Source organism: Micromonospora sp. WMMD998 (genome assembly GCF_029581235.1).
Lineage (GTDB): Bacteria > Actinomycetota > Actinomycetes > Mycobacteriales > Micromonosporaceae > Micromonospora.
In genome coordinates this window covers 1810623-1826794 of the sequence record NZ_CP120740.1, presented here as the reverse complement: position 1 = coordinate 1826794, position 16172 = coordinate 1810623, and the positions used below count along the sequence as shown (strand labels likewise).

The window sequence follows — 16172 nt, the reverse complement described above, 5'->3', positions numbered from 1 at the left end:
GACCCTATCCGCCGTCCGGCGACACCGCCGCCGGACCGGTCGGCGCCACGGACCGTCCTTCCGCTATTCACTTTCGTCTATTTGAATCGGCGCATGTCCGGCGTACCCCCCGGCCGGCACGTCCGAAGGAGACGGTCATGCGCAGAATCCCCGCCCTGCTCGCCCTCGCCGCCCTCGCCGGCTCCGCCCTGACCCCCGGCGCCGCGTCCGCCGCGGTGCCACCGCAGACCCGGTGGTCCGCCACCACCGGCGTCGGGATCCACAACACGTACGAGCGCGGCACCTACACCTACCTGGCCCAGGCGCTCGACGCCCGCCCCGCGCTGATCGAGCTGGACGTCTGGCCGGACGTGCTCACCCGGCAGTGGCGGGTCAGCCACGGCAACCCGCTCGGCAACGACAACAACTGCGTGGCCGCCACCAGCGCCGCACAGCTCTACACCGGCACCCGGAACAAGAACCTGGAACACTGCCTCGACGACATCCGGCTCTGGCTGGGCGCACACCCCGACGCCGGTCCGCTGGTCCTCAAGCTGGAGCTCAAGACCGGGTTCAGCAGCCGCACCGGGCAGGGACCGGCCCAACTCGACGCGGTGCTCGCCGCGCGCCTCGGCGACCGGGTGTTCGGCCCGGCCGACCTGCTCGGCGGCCACCCCACGCTGGACGCCGCCGCCCGCGCGGACGCCTGGCCGACCCGGGCGCAGCTCGCCGGCAAGGTGCTCGTGGAGCTGATCCCCGGCACCGTCGAGGAGGGCAACCCGACCGACACCCTCTGGACCGACGTGGAGTACGCCCGCCACCTGGCCGGCCTGGCGGCGGCCGGCACGCTGGGCACCGCCCGGGCGTTCCCGGCCGTGCACCGGGCCCAGGCCGGCGACCCCCGCACCCGGTACGCCGACGCCGCGCTGCGGCAGTGGTTCGTGCTCTTCGACGGCGACGCCACCGGGTACGTCACCGGCGGCATCGACACCGCCTGGTACGACGCGAACCACTACCTGCTGGTGATGACCGACGCGCAGAACGTCCCGCCGGCGGTCGGCACCGGTGACTCCGAGGCGGCGGCGGCCCGGGTCGCCCAGCTCGCCCGCGCGCACGCCAGCGTCGCCTCCGCCGACTGGTCGACGCTGCCCACGGTCCTCGCCAACGTCCTCCCCCGCGGCTGACCCACCCCCACCCCCCACCCCCCGTCCCCCGCGCCTGCAGATTCACGGAAACAGTGGCTATCGGGGCCCGGATAGCCACTGTTTCCGTGAATCAGCGCGCAGGGCACCCGGGGGGCGGGGGCGGGGTCAGGAGGCGCCGTCGGCGCGTAGGGGGAAGACGTTGGCGCGGGCGGTGTCGCGCAGGGAGCCGAGCACCGCGCCGATCTTGTCCGCCGGCATCGGCTTGAAGAAGTGGTAACCCTGGGCGGCGGTGCAGCCCAGCTCCGCCAGCGCGGTGCGCTGCTCGGCCGTCTCCACCCCCTCGGCCACCACCCGCAGGCCCAGCTCGTGGGCGAGCCCGACGGTGGTACGCACGATCGCCGCCGCCTCCGGCGAGTCGGCCATCCGGATCACGAAGGAACGGTCCACCTTCAACTCGTCCACCGCGATGCGGGTGAGGAACGTCAGCGAGGAGAAGCCGGTGCCGAAGTCGTCCACGGCCAGTTGCACGCCCATCGCCCGCAGGGTCGCCAACACCTCGTCGATGATCTCCAGCTCGCTCATCACCACCGTCTCGGTGATCTCCAGGACCAGCCGGTGCGGCGGGACCTGGTGGCGGCGCAGCGCCTCCTCGATCTCGGCGGGCAGCCGGGGGTCGAGGAGGCTGCGGGCCGACAGGTTCACCGAGATGGGCACGTCGAGCCCCTCCCGCGCCCACCCGGCGGCCACCTCCAACGCCTTGTCCAGCACGTAGCGGGTGAAGCTGCCGAGCTGCTCGCTGTTTTCCACGGGACGGATGAAGTCGGCCGGGCCGAGCCAGCCGCGGCGCGGGTGCCGCCACCGGATCAGCGCCTCCACCCCGGTCGGAGCGCCGGTGGCCAGGTCGACCGCCGGCTGCAACGCCAGCACCAACTGGTCGTCGGTGGCGAGGGCCTCCCGCAGCTCCGCGAGCAACGCCAGGTGGTCGGTGCTCGCCGCATCCCGGGAGCTGTCGTACGCGGCGACGCTGCCTCCGCCCGCCTTCGCCTGGTACATCGCGATGTCGGCGCGGCGCAGCAGCTCGGTCAGGTCGGCGGCGCCCGCGTCGGCCACCACCACGCCGACCGCCACCTCGACGGACATTCGCACGCCGGCCACCTCGGTCGGGGCGGCGAGCCGTTCGGCCACCTCCCGGGCCTGGCGCAGCGCGTACGCGAGCGGAGCCGTCCGGTCCTCGACCACCGGGACCGAGGTCAGCAGCAGCGCGAACTCGTCGCCGCCGAGCCGCCCGAGCAGGTCGCCGGGCCGGGTCAGCACGGCCAGCCGGTTGGCGGTGAGCCGCAGCAACTGGTCGCCGGCCGCGTGCCCGAGCGTGTCGTTCACTTCCTTGAACTGGTTCACGTCCAGCAGCAGCAGCGCCACCGGATGGTCGTGCGGGCGCTGCCGCAGCGCCTGGTCGCCGCGGGTCAGCAGGGCCGCCCGGTTGAGCAGCCCGGTGAGCTGGTCGTGCACCGCGTCGTACGAGGATCGGGCGGTGACCAACCGCAGCTCGCGATGGGTCGCGGCATCGTGCAGGGCGGCGGCCAGGGCGTCACCGAAGGCGGCCACGCCGTCGCGCTCGCGGTGGCTGGGCGGGGCGGACCGGGCGAAGCGCACCCGCAACCGTCCCACCTCGACGGCGCCCACGGCGAGCCGCCGGACCAGCTCGTGCTCGCCCGACCCGTCGCCCGCCGCGGGGGTCACCTCGTAGTCGTGCACCTGCCCACCGAGGTCGGCCCGGTAGCGTCGCCAGCGCCCGTCGCCGCGCGCCACGTCCACCTCGACCAGCTCGGCCCCGAACAGGGCGAGGGCACCGGACACGGCGGAGGTCGCCACGCCGCGCTCGTCGAGCTGGTTCAGCGCGGCGGTGGCCTCGGCGAACGCCCGCCAGGTCCGCCGTTCCTCCTCGGCCCGGAGCCGGTGCCGGTAGGTCTGTTGCAGCAGCCACAGCGGCGGCGGCAGGAGCAGCAGCCAGCGCGGGTCGAGTTCCAGCAGCGTGACCACCACCAGGCCGACCGCGACGTTGCCGACGAACATGAGCAGCTTGCCGCGGAGCGCGGCCAGCAGCGGCGGCCCGATCGGGATGTCGTGCCGCAGCGCGATCGCGGCGGCGCCCAGCAAGGCGGTGGCGAGCAGGTAGGTCACGGCGCCGACGCTCGACGCGAGGGCCAGCTCCGGGGTGGGTGCGGCGAGCAGTGGCCGGCCGAGCGCGCTCACCGCCGCCCCGGCCAGCGCCGTGGCGGCGGCGAGCGAGGTGGCGATGCGCACCAGTTCCAGCACGGGGCGGCGGTCGACGGCCAGGGACATGGCGGTCCAGGCGGCGCCGGCGCCGAGCAGCGCCGCGGCCGGGAGCCAGCCGGCGGGCACCAGCCAGAGGCAGACCACGAGCGCGGCCTCACCCCAGGTGATGCTGACCATGCCCGCCGCGGTGCGGAAGCGCAGCCGCGCGAGCTGGGCGACGGCGAACGCGACCGCGGCGAGGCCGAAGCGGGCCGGGCCGGGCAGCGGATCGCCGGCGGGCAGGTGCGCCGGTGCGGCGACGCCGAGCACCGCGGCCAGCAACGCGGTGACCGCGACCGCGGCGGTCAGCAGCACGACGCTCAGCGGCGTGCCGCGCAGGCCGAGCCGGTCGGGGGGACGGTCGGCCGGTTCGGAGGTCACGGCCCCGCCCCGGAGGGACGCGGAATCGGGGCACGGTCGGGGGCGGTCGCGGCCTTCGACATCGGCGCCCCCTTCCACGCAGGGTCCGGGGCCTGACGGTCCCCCCGGCGGAAGGCTAAGCCAAACCCGGTGGCCGCAACAGGGGTCGAGGACCGGTCTGGGCGTGATTCATGCGGTGTTCAACCGTTGCCGCGCTGCTGGGGGCCGGTGGGAGCATTCGTCGGTGAATCCTGCCCATCGGGTCCATCTGTCGGATCGACGACTGCGGCGTCGGCCCGGCCCGGCTCGGCCTGGCGCGGAAAGCGGTCCGGCAGGCGGCGCAGGCGGGCGTTCATGTTGCGGATGAGCAGGACGGTGACGGTGGCCAGCGCGATGATGAGGAAGAGGCCCATCGGGCCGGCCAGCCCACCGGTGCGGGTGTCACCGAAGTTGTTCTCCGCGAGCACCTGGGCGGTGGTCAGCATGGTGTTCCTCCGATGTGCGGCTGGCCACCAGGGTAGCCCTCGGGGATGTCAGCCGGCATGGCACGTCTCGCGCACCCCGGCGAAGAGATCGGACTCCGGGAGCGGGCTGTCGACGACCGAGCGGGCGAGTTGGAAGTCCTCCGTCGGCCAGGCGCGCTGCTGGAGATCCATCGGCACCTGGAACCAGAACCCGTCCGGGTCGATCTGGGTGGCGTGGGCGCGCAGCGCGTCGTCGCGGACCGGGAAGTAGGGCGCGCAGTCCACCCGGGTGGTGATCCGCTCCCCCTTGTCGGGGCGGTCCTCCCACCGCTTCATCCACTCGCCGTAGGGCGACTCCAAGCCGGCGGCGAGCATCGCCTCGTGCAGGCTGAGGATCTTGGCGCGGGAGAAGCCCACGTCGTAGTAGAGCTTCATCGGCTGCCACGGCTCGCCCAGCTCCGGATGGCGGTCGGGGTCGCCGGCCGCCTCGAACGCCGCCACGGTGACCTTGTGGGTCATGATGTGGTCCGGGTGCGGATAGCCACCCTCCTCGTCGTACGTGGTGACCACGTGCGGGCGGAACTGTCGCATCAGCCGGACCAGCGGCGCGGCGGCGACCTCCACCTCCTGGAGCGCGAAGCAGCCCTCGGGCAGCGGCGGCAGCGGGTCGCCCTCCGGCAGCCCGGAGTCGACGAAGCCGAGCCATGCCTGCTCGACGCCGAGGACGGCGCGCGCGGCGTCCATCTCGGCCCGGCGGATGTCGCCGATGTTGGCCCACACGTCCGGCCGGTCCATCTTGGGGTTGAGCACGCTGCCCCGCTCACCGCCGGTGCACGTGACGACCAGGACATCCACCCCCTCGGCGACGTATTTCGCCATGGTGGCGGCGCCCTTGCTCGACTCGTCGTCGGGATGGGCGTGCACCGCCATGAGACGCAGCTGTTCTGCCACCTTCGGCGCTCCTCGTCTGTGCCCGCCGACCGACATGCGTCGGCCGGCTGACCTGCCGGAATCTCCCCCCGCGCCCGCGCAAGCCCCCGTGTTGGCCGGTCGGGACCGCCGCCGGGGTGGCGAGGACCACCCGGACCCGTCGGGGCCGACCTGCCATTCTTGACTCAGCGCCGGGCTGGGAAGATGGACCCTGCCATTCTTGCCGATGCCGCCGACAACGACGCCAGGAGATGCCCGCCGGTGAGCGAGACGCACGCCACAGTCGCACCGGGAGCGCCGGTCTTCCCGCCGGGCCGTTACGGCCGTCGCCGGGAGCCGGGTCGCCGCCGGCCGCTCGCGCTCGCCCTGGCGGTGACGGCCGTGCTGGCCGTCCTCGGGCTGGGCGCGGTGAAGCTCTACCAGCAGTACGGCGACCCCGACTACCAGGGCGAGATGATCAGCTACACCGGGATCACCGACTCCCGGGTCGTGGTCGACTTCCGGGTCACCGTGCCACCGGGCGGGGCCGCCACCTGCCTGCTGCGGGCCCGTTCCCACGACGGCGCCGAGGTGGGCCACGTCGAGGCCACCGTGACCGCCGCACCGGGTCAACGACACGTCCGCGTCCGGCAGGAGGTGCCGACGAGCGCCCGACCGTTCATCGGCGAGGTGTTGCGCTGCCGACCGGCCGGCTGAGCCGGACGCCGGCGAGCCGCCGGCACCCGCACCCCGGGTCCCATCGCCGGCACCCGGGGCGCTGGACCACACCCGGACGTGTGCGGCACTGGTAATCTGGTGGTTTCACCTGTCAGCCAGTTCGCACCAACCGAGGAGATCGCCTGTGTCCACAAACGGAAACGAGGCGCCCGCCACCTGGCTGTCCCAGGACGCTCACGACCGCCTCCAGGCCGAGCTCGACGAGCTGATCGCCAACCGGCCGGTCATCGCCGCCGAGATCAACGCCCGGCGCGAGGAGGGCGACCTGCGGGAGAACGGTGGCTACCACGCCGCCCGCGAGGAGCAGGGCAAGGCGGAGGGGCGCATCCTCTACCTCAAGGAGCTGCTGCGCACCGCCAAGGTCGGTGAGGCGCCGGACGCCGACGCGGTGTCGCCCGGCATGGTCGTCACCATCTACTTCGACGACGACGCCGACGACACCGAGACGTTCCTGCTCGGCTCCCGTGAGATCGCCTCCACCACCGATCTCACCGTCTACAGCCCCGAGTCCGCGCTCGGCAAGGCGATCCTCGGCGGCAAGCCGGGTCAGACCTGCACCTACACCGCGCCCAGCGGCGCCGACATCAAGGTGACCGTGGTCTCCTTCGAGCCCTACTCGGGCTGACCCACCGGCGGACCCGCGCCGGACGGCTCGGGTCCGACCCGACCGAGGCTGACAGGCTCCTCGGACCCGAGCCACACCGCCGAACGCCCCGACCGGTTCCTCCGGCCGGGGCGTTCGCGGTCGCGCGTCACCCCTCGCCCGCGAAGACCACCTGGTAGCCGCTGGCGCGCAACGCGCTGATCAGCGTGTCCGAGTGCGCCACCCCGCGGGTCTCCACGGAGAGCGCCACCTCCACCTCGCCGAGCCGCAGGTGCGGGTTGGCCCGCTGGTGCACCACGTCCACCACGTTCGCCCGGTGCTCGGCGATCTCGCTGAGCAGCGAGGCGAGCTGGCCCGGCCGGTCGGTGCAGCGCACCGTGACGCGCAGGAAACGCCCGGCCGCGGCCAGGCCGTGTTCGATCACCCGGAGCATCAGCAGCGGGTCGATGTTGCCGCCGGAGAGCACCGCGACCACTGGCGTCGTCACCTCCACGGCGCCGGCCATCAGCGCCGCCACGCCGACCGCGCCGGCCGGCTCCACCACCTGCTTGCCGCGCTCCAGGAGCATCAGCAACGCCCGGGAGATGTCCTCCTCGGTGACCGTGACGACGTCGTCGACGAGCTTGCGGACGTGGGTGAAGGTCAGCTCGCCGGGGCGACCGACGGCGATCCCGTCGGCGATCGTGCCGAAGGAGGGCAGCCGGACCGGCTCGCCGGCCACCAGCGAGGGCGGGAAGGCCGCGGCGCTCGCCGCCTGCACCCCGATCACCCGTACGTCGGGACGCAGCGCCTTGGCCGCCACCGCGATGCCCGAGACGAGCCCGCCCCCACCCACCCCGGTCACGATGGTGCGCACGTCCGGGCACTGCTCCAGGATCTCCAACGCCACCGTGCCCTGGCCGGCGATGACGTCCGCGTGGTCGAACGGGTGGATGAACACCGCGCCGGTGCGCTCCGCGAAGGTCTGCGCCGCGACGAGCGACTCGTCCACCGTGTTGCCGACCAGTTCGATCCGGGCGCCGTACCCCTTGGTCGCGGCGACCTTCGGCAGCGGCGCGTTCACCGGCATGAAGACGGTGGCGTGCGTGCCGACCAGGTCGGCGGCGAGCGCCACGCCCTGGGCGTGGTTGCCGGCGCTCGCCGCCACCACACCGCGGGCGCGCTCCGCCGCGGAGAGCCGGGAGATCCGCACGTACGCGCCGCGCACCTTGTACGACCCGGCGCGCTGCACGTTCTCGCACTTGAGCCAGACCGGTCCGCCGAGTTCGGCGCTGAGCGGCCGGGACGGCTCCAGCGGGGTGGTGCGGGTGACGCCGGCGAGCAGTTCCCGCGCGGCCCGTACGTCGGCGAGACCGACCAGTTCCGTCATGCCCCGATCGTGCCATTCGCCCCCGGCGGGACCGGCGGCGACGTCGGACCCACAGCCTCGTTCAGGCGGCGGCCGGCGTCCCGACGCGGGGATAGCCGGGCGCGTGCCGCTGCCAGGGCGCCTGCATCTCGAACTGGCCGGCCACGCCGAGCAGCAGCAGCTCCGAGCCGGGCGGCCCGACGACCTGCACGGCCAGCGGCAGCCCGTCCGGGCGACGGCCGACCGGGATCGTGATCGCCGGCAGCCCGGCGATGTTCCACGGCGCGGCGTACGGGGCGTACCTGATGCTCGTCGTCATGTTCGCCAGCCAGGAGCGGCCGGACCAGCCGGCGGCCTCCGGCGGCGGCCCGGCCAGCGCCGGGGTGAGCAGCAGGTCGACCGAGTGGTCGGCGAAGAAGTGCACCGACCGCTCGCGCCAGGCGGCCCGGTCGGCCTCCCGGACGTACCCGCGGCGCTGCGCCCACTCGCCGAGCGCGACGTGCCGGCGGCTGCGTCGCTGAAGCTGACGCGGGGCCACGCCGGCAGCCCGCACGTCGGCCGCGGCGGCGGCGAACCAGGTGGCGATGCCCTGAAGGCCGAGCTTGGTCGGGTAGACCGGGTCGGTGGGGACGGTGTCGTGCCCGGCGCCGGCCAGCAGCCGACCGGCGGCGGCGACCGCGTCCCGGTTCGCCGCGTCCGGTGAGACGCCGCGCACCGGGGAACGCAGCGAGACGCCCACCCGCAGCCGCGGCGGCGGCACCAGGGTGGCCGGCCGGCGACCGGCCAGCACCGAGAAGCCGACCACCGCGTCGGCCACCGTCCCGGTGAGCATGCCGTGCTCGGTGAGGCCGAACCAGTCGTCCGCGCCGAGCTGGCAGGGGACCACGCCCCGGCCGGGCTTGAGCCCGACCAGGCCGCAGCAGGCCGCCGGGATGCGGATCGAGCCGAGCCCGTCGTTGCCGTGCGCCATCGGCACCATCCCGGCGGCCACCGCGGCGGCTGCGCCGCCGGAGGAGCCGCCGGGGGTACGCGCCGGGTCCCACGGGTTGCGGGTCACCCCGCTGTCGTCGTCGGTGAGGGCCCACAGGCCCAGCTCCGGCATCCGGGTCACACCGAGGATCACCGCGCCCGCGCCGCGCAACCGCCGGACCACCTCGTGGTCGGCCTCCGCCACGGCGGTACGCATCGCGGCCGACCCGTTCCAGGTGGGCAGGCCGGCCACCGGGGTGTTCTCCTTGACCGCCACCGGCACCCCGGCCAGCGGCAGGTCGGCCAACTCCTCCTGCTCGTCGACCTTCTCCGCCTCGGTGATCGCCTCGCCGCCGCGTACCGTGCGGAACGCGGCCAGCTCGGCGTCGGCCCGGGACACGTGGTCGAGGTGGTCGGCCACCACCTGGGTGGCGGAGACGTCGCCGCGGCGTACCGCGCGGGCGATCTGCTTGGCGGTCGCCCCGACCCAGGTCGTCGGCAAGATGTCCGGCACTGCCACCCTCCGTCGTCCAGCGGTCAGCCCAGTGCCTGCTCCAGATCGGCGAGCAGGTCGTCGACCGTCTCGATGCCGACAGACAGTCGCACGAGATCGGCGGGAACTTCAAGCGGCGAGCCGGCGGCGCTCGCGTGTGTCATCCGACCCGGGTGCTCGATCAGGGACTCCACCCCGCCGAGGGACTCTGCGAGGACGAACAGCCGGGCCCGGTTGCAGATCTCGACGGCGTGCTCCTCGCCCTCCGCCGCGCGGAACGAGATCATGCCGCCGAAGCGGCGCATCTGCTTGGCCGCCACCTCGTGCCCGGGGTGCGAGGGCAGGCCCGGGTAGATGACCTGGGCGACCTTCGCGTTGCCGTCCAGCCAGGCGGCGATCCGCTCGGCGTTGTCGCAGTGCCGGTCCATCCGTACCCCGAGGGTCTTGATGCCACGCAGGGTGAGCCAGGCGTCGAACGGGCCGTTGACCGCGCCCATCGCGTTCTGGTGGTAGCGCAGCTCCTCGCCGAGCGCCCGGTCGGCGGCGACAAGCGCGCCACCGACCACGTCGGAGTGACCGCCGACGTACTTGGTGGTGGAGTGCACCACCACGTCCGCGCCGAACGCGATCGGCTGTTGCAGGTAGGGCGAGGCGAACGTGTTGTCGACCACCAGCAGCGCGCCCGCGTCGTGCGCCACGGCGGCCAGCGCGGCGATGTCGGCGATGCCGAGCAGCGGGTTCGTCGGCGTCTCCACCCACACGATCCGGGTGGCGCCGGGCCGGATCGCGGCCCGGACCGCGTCCGGGTCGGAGACCTTCGCCGGGGTGTACGCCAGGCCCCACCGCTCGGCCACCTTCGCGAACAGCCGGTAGGTGCCGCCGTACGCGTCGTCCGGGATCACCACGTGGTCGCCGGGCTTGCAGACGGTCCGCAGCAGCGTGTCCTCGGCGGCCAGGCCGCTGGCGAAGGCGAGCCCCACCGGACCGCCCTCCAGCGCGGCCAGGCACTCCTGCAGCGCGTCCCGGGTGGGGTTGCCGGAGCGGCTGTACTCGTAGCCCTCGCGGGGCGCGCCGACGGCATCCTGGGCGTACGTGCTGGTCTGGTAGATCGGGGGGATCACCGCGCCGGTGCGGGCCTCGGGGTCCTGGCCGGCGTGGATGGCGAGTGTCTCGAAGCCGTGACTCATTACCGAGACGTTAGTCCGCCGGTCCGCCACTGCGCGGGGAACCCGGCGCGTCGGACCGGTCGGCCATACTGGTTCGGTGAGTCCGACCGAAGCGCTGCCCTCCCGCCTGCACGGCGCGATCGACCGGATCCCGGCCTCGCTGGAGATGCTGGTCGGTCCGCGATCGGGCCGGGTCAGCTTGCCCGTGCGGCTGGCCTGGTCGGGTCCGACCGATTACGACATCGGCGACCCGCACGAACGACTGACCTTCTACTGCCTGCTGCTCGACTGCGGCCAGCGTCGCGACATCGTCAACTACGTCAACGCCACGCTCCTCCGCCAGGATTGGCCCCGCATCCGACGGCTGACCGCGCGCCGGGTGACGCGGCTCTGGGAGCGACGACTGCCCGCCCTCACCGCCGAGTAATGGACGAGCTGCATCGTCGTCTGTTGCAGATTGGTTTTGCCGCCGGCGACGACCTGGGCTTGGTGCTCGCGGGTGGTTACGCCATCTGGGCTCACGATCTGGTCAACCGGCCCTCCCAGGACATCGACTTCGCCACGGCCGCCGCGATGCCGCTCCCTGCCGTGACGGACCGCCTCGCCGCCGCCTACGTCGCAGCCGGGTTCTCCGCTCGGATCATCGAGTCGACCCCTCGGATGGCTCGCCTGCTGGTCTCGAACGATGTGTCCTCGTGCGAGGTCGACCTGCTCAAGGAAGCACTCGCGCCACCGGCCCAAATGACTGTGGGCCCGGTGTTGGCCTTCGAGGACGCTGTCGGGCTCAAGGTTCGCGCGCTGCACGACCGCGCCGCCCACCGGGACTACATCGACGTCCACGCCGCGAACGGGCGACTCGCGTGGTCCGAGCTGGAGCGCCTCGGCGCCCGCCACACCGCAGGCTTCTCGCTGGACGAGTTGGCCGATCGGTTGGGTGGCGTGATCGAGCGGGATGTCCGAACCTTCCATTCATACGGCCTCACCGAGCCACAGATCGGCGAGCTGCGCACGTGGGCGCTGCGCTGGGAGGCGGACATCCGGAGGCGCCTCGCCAACGGCGAGACCGGCCCGCCCGGCATCCCCGACGACGACTGGGACGCCTACCTGGACCCACCCTGACCAACCCACCCGAGTTCATGATCGACACTGCGGGACGAGGGCGGGGCGCGCCCGGCGGGACCGGCGGGGTGGGCCTAGCCTGAGCCGATGAGTGGGTGTGTGTTCTGCGGGATCGTGGGCGGTGCGGTGCCGAGCTTCACGGTGACGGACGAGGCGGACGGGGTGGCGTTCCTCGACACCCGGCCGGTGTTCAAGGGACACGTCCTCGTGGTGCCGCGTACCCACCTGGTGACGCTGGCCGACCTGCCCGCCGACGCGCTGCCCGGCTACTTCCGGCTGGTGCAGCGGATCGCGGTGGCGGTGGAGACCGGTCTCGACTCCGGTGGGACGTTCGTGGCGATGAACAACAAGGTGTCCCAGTCCGTCCCGCACCTGCACACCCACGTGGTGCCCCGGACGAAGGGCGACGGGCTGCGCGGCTTCTTCTGGCCCCGCACCCGCTACGCCGACGACGCCGAGGCCGCCGGCTTCGCCGCTCGGATCTCGGCCGCCCTGGCCTGAGGTCGGGATGGACGGGTAAGGAACCGGGGACCGGCGCTGTTACACGCTGGGGAAAGCCACGAGAGGAGTCCCACCGTGTTCCTCCGCCGCATGAAGGCCGAGATGATCGCTCCTGACCAGGCCCTGCCGGGCCGTCCGCTCGCCATGCCGGTCGCCGACCGGCACGAGGTGTTGCCCGCCTCGCTGAAGGGTCCCTTCCCCGAGGGCGCGCAGGTCGCCGTCTTCGGCATGGGCTGCTTCTGGGGCGCCGAGCGCCTGTTCTGGACCCTCCCCGGCGTGATCACCACGTCGGCCGGCTACGCGGGCGGTTTCACCACCAACCCGACGTACGAGGAGGTCTGCTCGGGCATGACCGGGCACGCCGAGGTGGTCCAGGTGGTCTACGACCCGTCGACGATCACCTACGAGGACCTGCTCAAGGTCTTTTGGGAGAACCACGACCCGACCCAGGGCATGCGCCAGGGCAACGACGTGGGCACGCAGTACCGCTCGGCGATCTACACCACCACCGACGAGCAGCGCGCCGCTGCCGAGGCGTCCCGGGAGGCGTTCGCGCCGATCGTGGCGCGGGCCGGCAAGGGTGAGATCACCACGGAGATCGCCCCGCTTGGCGACTACTACTTCGCCGAGGACTACCACCAGCAGTACCTGGCCCCGACGAAAAATCCGAACGGCTACTGCAACCACGGTCCGAACGGGCTGAGCTGCCCGGTCGGTGTGGCCAGGACGGCCTGATCCGAGTAGTTCTGGCGCGGATCCGCGGATTCGCGCCAGAACTGCCGCATGCCGCAGAACCTCCATGGCACCCATACGTGTGTCTGCCGGCCAACGGTCGCAGACGCCTGTCAGATCTTGGACCAAAGCTCCGCCGCCACCGGGCCAATCGCTAACGTCTCCTACTCTTCAGTTTTCAGCTGTGCAGAGTTCAGACGAAGCCGCATGTCGTGCCGCCACCCGGATGCGAGTAAAGGCAGGAGCCCACATGGTTCGGTGTTACATGTGCCAGCAGTTCGTCCGGCCCCGCGACCTAAAGCGGGCGGACACCGGTGAATACTGCCACAACGCCGATGGGGATTGGCACACCATGAGCGGCGTCCCGGTGCACCGGACATTCCTCGGAAAATATGTCGTTCTGAACAGATATCAGGGCGGCGGAGGATCGGGAGACGCTCCGGCGCCGAGACGATAACCGATGCGCGACACGGTGGGACGGGGCGCACGTGCCCGCAGGCGGGAACAAGCCGAGGCAGCTTACGCCCTCCAGATGAACGAGGCCGATGAGCAGGTTGACGAGGAGGCACGGAAGAAGTTCTACGACAAGACGTACGACTTGGCCGCAGGCGCGGTCGACAGGTCCCGCAACGCTGCCGACATGGTGCAGAAGTCGGGTGCCGCCATAGTCTCGATCTACAGCGGCGTGCTGGCGGTCGGCTTTTCGGTGACGCGGAGCCCGTTTCCCGCCCGAGGTCTCCTGACTCCCGCCTTCATCGGCATCTCGATCGCCTGCTGTGCCGCATATTCAGGACTCGTCGGGACCGGCGACAAGTTTCCCTTCGTGGCTCCACTTGATCGCACCCTGGTCAGTCAGCGAGAACTGCGCGCCTTCACCAGGTATTCGTTATTCAGCCAGGTTGCGTCGGAGCTGTCGATGCGACGGATCTGGCTACTGCACACGAGCGTCTCGGCACTGGCGATCGGGGTCATATTTCTCGCCGCACCCTTTGTTGAGATCAAGAGTTCGATGACCGTAGGGGCAGGCCGCTCGATCGAAGGCCGCGACCTGCCCGCTTGGCCGACGACTCCACCCGCCTCGGCCGACAGAGATCTCGCGCGCATCCTGTATCAGAAGCAGGTGGACGAGGTCGGCGAGCTGCGGAAGAGGGAACTCGATGCTTCCCGGAATTCCAGTGACAGCGGAGCGGCGATCTGGATGGGGACGGTCGGCCTCATCGTCGTCGTGACGGTGGGCACGATCAGCAGACTCCGGTACTCAGCGGAAAGGCAGCGCACCTCGGACTGAGAATCGGGGGACAAGCAGCGAACTACCGCCGGACGATCAAGCTTGGTGACTCCCCGAAGGCGTCGGGGCCAAGCCTATGGTGTTCGTCACACCGCGGGCCCGGCGCATTTCCGGCATCGGGCACCGGAGGGCAGGAATCGACGGCGTGACGGGCAACCACCCTCGGTGACGGCGCACTGTAGCAAGCTGTCACACGTTCGTCATCGTCTCAACAGGCGAACTGCAACAAGCTCTGGCAGCATTGGCTCGTATGTGCGGACTTGCGGGAGAGTTCCGCCGTGACGGTTCACGTGCCGACGTCTCGGCCGTGGAGCGGATGGCGGCCACGATGAGTGACCGAGGGCCCGACGACAGCGGCGTCTGGTCGCAGGGCCCGACCGCGCTGGGACACCGGCGCCTCAAGATCATCGACTTGTCGGCGGCGAGCGGCCAACCGATCGTGGATGCGGGCTCGGGCCTCACCGGGGTCTTCAACGGCTGCATCTACAACTACCGCGAGCTGCGCGCCGAGCTTCAGGCGAAGGGCCACCGCTTCTTCTCCGCCGGCGACAGCGAGGTCGTGGTCAAGGCGTACGCCGAGTGGGGCCTCGACTTCGTCGACCACCTGATCGGCATGTTCGCGGTGGCGATCAGCGAGCGCGACACCGGCCGTCTGGTGCTGGCCCGGGACCGGCTCGGCATCAAGCCGCTCTATCTGGCCGAGAGCCCCGGCGTGGTGCGCTTCGCCTCCACCCTGCCGGCGCTGCTGGCCGGTGGCGGCGTCGACACCACCATCGACCGGGTGGCGCTCGCCCACTACCTCAGCTTCCACAGCATCGTGCCGCCGCCGCGCACCATCCTGCGCGGCGTCACCAAGCTGCCGCCCGCCACCGTCAAGGTGTACGAGGCGGACGGCACCACCCGGGAGCGGGTCTACTGGGATCCGGCCTTCGGCCGGGCCGACGAGCGGGCCGGCTGGTCCGAGCGGGACTGGCAGGACGCGCTGCTCGACTCGCTGACCACCGCCGTACGCCGCCGGATGGTGGCCGACGTGCCGGTGGGCGTGCTGCTCTCCGGCGGCCTCGACTCCAGCCTGGTGGTCGCGCTGCTGGCCGGCGAGGGGCAGGGCCGCTCCGGCCTGGGCACGTTCTCCATCGGCTTCGACGCGGTGGGCGGCCGGGAGGGCGACGAGTTCGTCTACTCCGACCTGGTGGCGAAGACGTTCGGCACCGACCACCACCAGATCCGGGTGCCCACCGGCGACCTGCTGCCGCCGCTGGAGGCCGCCGTCTCGGCCATGAGCGAGCCCATGGTCAGCCACGACTGCGTGGCGTTCTGGCTGCTCAGCCAGGAGGTCGCCCGGCACGTGAAGGTGGTCCAGTCCGGTCAGGGCGCGGACGAGATCCTGGGCGGCTACCACTGGTATCCGCCGCTGGCCGGGGTGGACCGGGAGGCGGCGCTCGACACGTACGCCAAGGCGTTCTTCGACCGCGACGCGGCCGGGCTGGCCCGGGTGCTCAACCCGGCGTGGCTGGCCGACGGCGACCCGGCGCGTGAGTTCGTGGCCGCGCACCTGGGCCGGGCGGGCGCGCAGACCGCGGTCGACGCCGGCCTGCGGATCGACACCCAGGTCATGCTCACCGACGACCCGGTGAAGCGGGTCGACAACATGACCATGGCGCACGGGTTGGAGGCCCGGGTGCCGTTCCTCGACCACGAGTTCGTCGAGCTGGCCGCGAGCTGCCCGCCGGAGCTGAAGCTGGCCCAGGGCGGCAAGGGCGTGCTCAAGGAGATCGGCCGGCGGGTCCTGCCGCACGAGGTCATCGACCGGCCCAAGGGCTACTTCCCCGTACCCGGACTCACCCACCTGGAGGGCAAGCTGCTCGACCGGGTACGCGACGCGCTCAACGCCCCGGAGGCGCGCCGTCGCGACCTGTTCCGCGCCGACTACGTCGACGCGCTGCTCGCCGACCCGAATGCCGAACTGACCCCGTTGAACGGAAACAAGCTGTGGCAACTGGGACTCCTGGAAATGTGGCTCCAGAGCCACGGAATCGACTGA

15 protein-coding genes are annotated in these 16172 nt (G+C 72.1%); 9 read left to right on the top strand and 6 right to left on the bottom strand.

From position 1 onward, the window contains the following. Positions 1–137 precede the first annotated feature (137 nt). Positions 138–1163, top strand: coding sequence for a phosphatidylinositol-specific phospholipase C domain-containing protein (locus tag O7619_RS08745; protein ID WP_282286876.1), 1026 nt, complete (start codon positions 138–140; stop codon positions 1161–1163). Between the two features lie 126 nt (positions 1164–1289). Here O7619_RS08745 and O7619_RS08740 read toward each other — a convergent pair whose 3' ends face one another. The 3 genes from O7619_RS08740 to mca all read right to left on the bottom strand — a co-directional run bounded on the left by O7619_RS08740 (position 1290) and on the right by mca (position 5215). Beyond that, positions 1290–3779 carry a bifunctional diguanylate cyclase/phosphodiesterase gene (locus O7619_RS08740; RefSeq protein ID WP_282288740.1) on the bottom strand — a complete coding sequence of 830 codons (2490 nt, stop codon included), beginning with the start codon at positions 3777–3779 and terminating at the stop codon, positions 1290–1292. A 221-nt stretch (positions 3780–4000) separates the two neighbouring features. Further along, positions 4001–4285 (bottom strand): hypothetical protein, encoded by a 285-nt coding sequence (locus O7619_RS08735; RefSeq protein ID WP_282286874.1) that lies wholly within the window; start codon positions 4283–4285, stop codon positions 4001–4003. Between the two features lie 48 nt (positions 4286–4333). Then, positions 4334–5215, bottom strand: a complete 882-nt coding sequence (gene mca / locus O7619_RS08730) for a mycothiol conjugate amidase Mca (protein WP_282286873.1) — start codon at positions 5213–5215, stop codon at positions 4334–4336. 240 nt (positions 5216–5455) lie between these two features. On the opposite strand from mca, the gene O7619_RS08725 reads away from it, so the two are divergent. Further along, positions 5456–5890, top strand: coding sequence for a DUF4307 domain-containing protein (locus O7619_RS08725; protein ID WP_282286871.1), 435 nt, complete (start codon positions 5456–5458; stop codon positions 5888–5890). A 145-nt stretch (positions 5891–6035) separates the two neighbouring features. Beyond that, on the top strand, positions 6036–6536 hold the full coding sequence (greA, locus tag O7619_RS08720; RefSeq protein ID WP_282286870.1) for a transcription elongation factor GreA: 501 nt from the start codon (positions 6036–6038) through the stop codon (positions 6534–6536). A gap of 127 nt (positions 6537–6663) precedes the next feature. On the opposite strand, the gene ilvA is transcribed toward greA, so the two are convergent. The 3 genes from ilvA to O7619_RS08705 all read right to left on the bottom strand — a co-directional run bounded on the left by ilvA (position 6664) and on the right by O7619_RS08705 (position 10512). Continuing rightward, positions 6664–7884 carry a threonine ammonia-lyase gene (gene ilvA, locus O7619_RS08715; protein WP_282286869.1) on the bottom strand — a complete coding sequence of 407 codons (1221 nt, stop codon included), beginning with the start codon at positions 7882–7884 and terminating at the stop codon, positions 6664–6666. 61 nt (positions 7885–7945) lie between these two features. Then, positions 7946–9352: an amidase family protein gene (locus O7619_RS08710; RefSeq protein ID WP_282286868.1), complete on the bottom strand. Its 1407-nt coding sequence runs from the start codon at positions 9350–9352 to the stop codon at positions 7946–7948. A 17-nt stretch (positions 9353–9369) separates the two neighbouring features. Continuing rightward, positions 9370–10512 carry a cystathionine gamma-synthase gene (locus tag O7619_RS08705; protein ID WP_282286867.1) on the bottom strand — a complete coding sequence of 381 codons (1143 nt, stop codon included), beginning with the start codon at positions 10510–10512 and terminating at the stop codon, positions 9370–9372. Positions 10513–10588: 76 nt separating this feature from the next. Here O7619_RS08705 and O7619_RS08700 point away from each other — a divergent pair, with 76 nt between their 5' ends. The 6 genes from O7619_RS08700 (at position 10589) to O7619_RS08675 (ending at position 16172) form a co-directional block, all read left to right on the top strand. Beyond that, positions 10589–10918, top strand: coding sequence for a hypothetical protein (locus O7619_RS08700; protein ID WP_282286866.1), 330 nt, complete (start codon positions 10589–10591; stop codon positions 10916–10918). Then, positions 10918–11610 carry a nucleotidyl transferase AbiEii/AbiGii toxin family protein gene (locus tag O7619_RS08695; protein ID WP_282286865.1) on the top strand — a complete coding sequence of 231 codons (693 nt, stop codon included), beginning with the start codon at positions 10918–10920 and terminating at the stop codon, positions 11608–11610. The genes O7619_RS08700 and O7619_RS08695 overlap by 1 nt, the downstream gene beginning before the upstream one ends. An 87-nt stretch (positions 11611–11697) precedes the next feature. After that, a complete protein-coding gene (locus tag O7619_RS08690; RefSeq protein ID WP_282286864.1) occupies positions 11698–12111 on the top strand; it encodes an HIT family protein in 414 nt (137 codons plus the stop codon). A 75-nt stretch (positions 12112–12186) separates the two neighbouring features. Further along, positions 12187–12846, top strand: coding sequence for a peptide-methionine (S)-S-oxide reductase MsrA (msrA, locus tag O7619_RS08685; RefSeq protein ID WP_282286862.1), 660 nt, complete (start codon positions 12187–12189; stop codon positions 12844–12846). 529 nt (positions 12847–13375) lie between these two features. Beyond that, positions 13376–14131: a hypothetical protein gene (locus tag O7619_RS08680; protein ID WP_282286860.1), complete on the top strand. Its 756-nt coding sequence runs from the start codon at positions 13376–13378 to the stop codon at positions 14129–14131. A 250-nt stretch (positions 14132–14381) separates the two neighbouring features. Then, on the top strand, positions 14382–16172 hold the full coding sequence (locus O7619_RS08675; RefSeq protein ID WP_282286857.1) for an N-acetylglutaminylglutamine amidotransferase: 1791 nt from the start codon (positions 14382–14384) through the stop codon (positions 16170–16172).

What these genes read in the sequence shown, in the direction of transcription:
- O7619_RS08745 (WP_282286876.1), top strand. Translation starts at nt 138, where the DNA reads ATGCGCAGAATCCCCGCCCTGCTCGCCCTCGCCGCCCTCGCCGGCTCC.
- O7619_RS08735 (WP_282286874.1), bottom strand. Translation starts at nt 4,285, where the DNA reads ATGCTGACCACCGCCCAGGTGCTCGCGGAGAACAACTTCGGTGACACC.
- ilvA (WP_282286869.1), bottom strand. Translation starts at nt 7,884, where the DNA reads ATGACGGAACTGGTCGGTCTCGCCGACGTACGGGCCGCGCGGGAACTG.
- O7619_RS08705 (WP_282286867.1), bottom strand. Translation starts at nt 10,512, where the DNA reads ATGAGTCACGGCTTCGAGACACTCGCCATCCACGCCGGCCAGGACCCC.
- O7619_RS08695 (WP_282286865.1), top strand. Translation starts at nt 10,918, where the DNA reads ATGGACGAGCTGCATCGTCGTCTGTTGCAGATTGGTTTTGCCGCCGGC.
- O7619_RS08690 (WP_282286864.1), top strand. Translation starts at nt 11,698, where the DNA reads ATGAGTGGGTGTGTGTTCTGCGGGATCGTGGGCGGTGCGGTGCCGAGC.
- O7619_RS08680 (WP_282286860.1), top strand. Translation starts at nt 13,376, where the DNA reads ATGAACGAGGCCGATGAGCAGGTTGACGAGGAGGCACGGAAGAAGTTC.
- O7619_RS08675 (WP_282286857.1), top strand. Translation starts at nt 14,382, where the DNA reads ATGTGCGGACTTGCGGGAGAGTTCCGCCGTGACGGTTCACGTGCCGAC.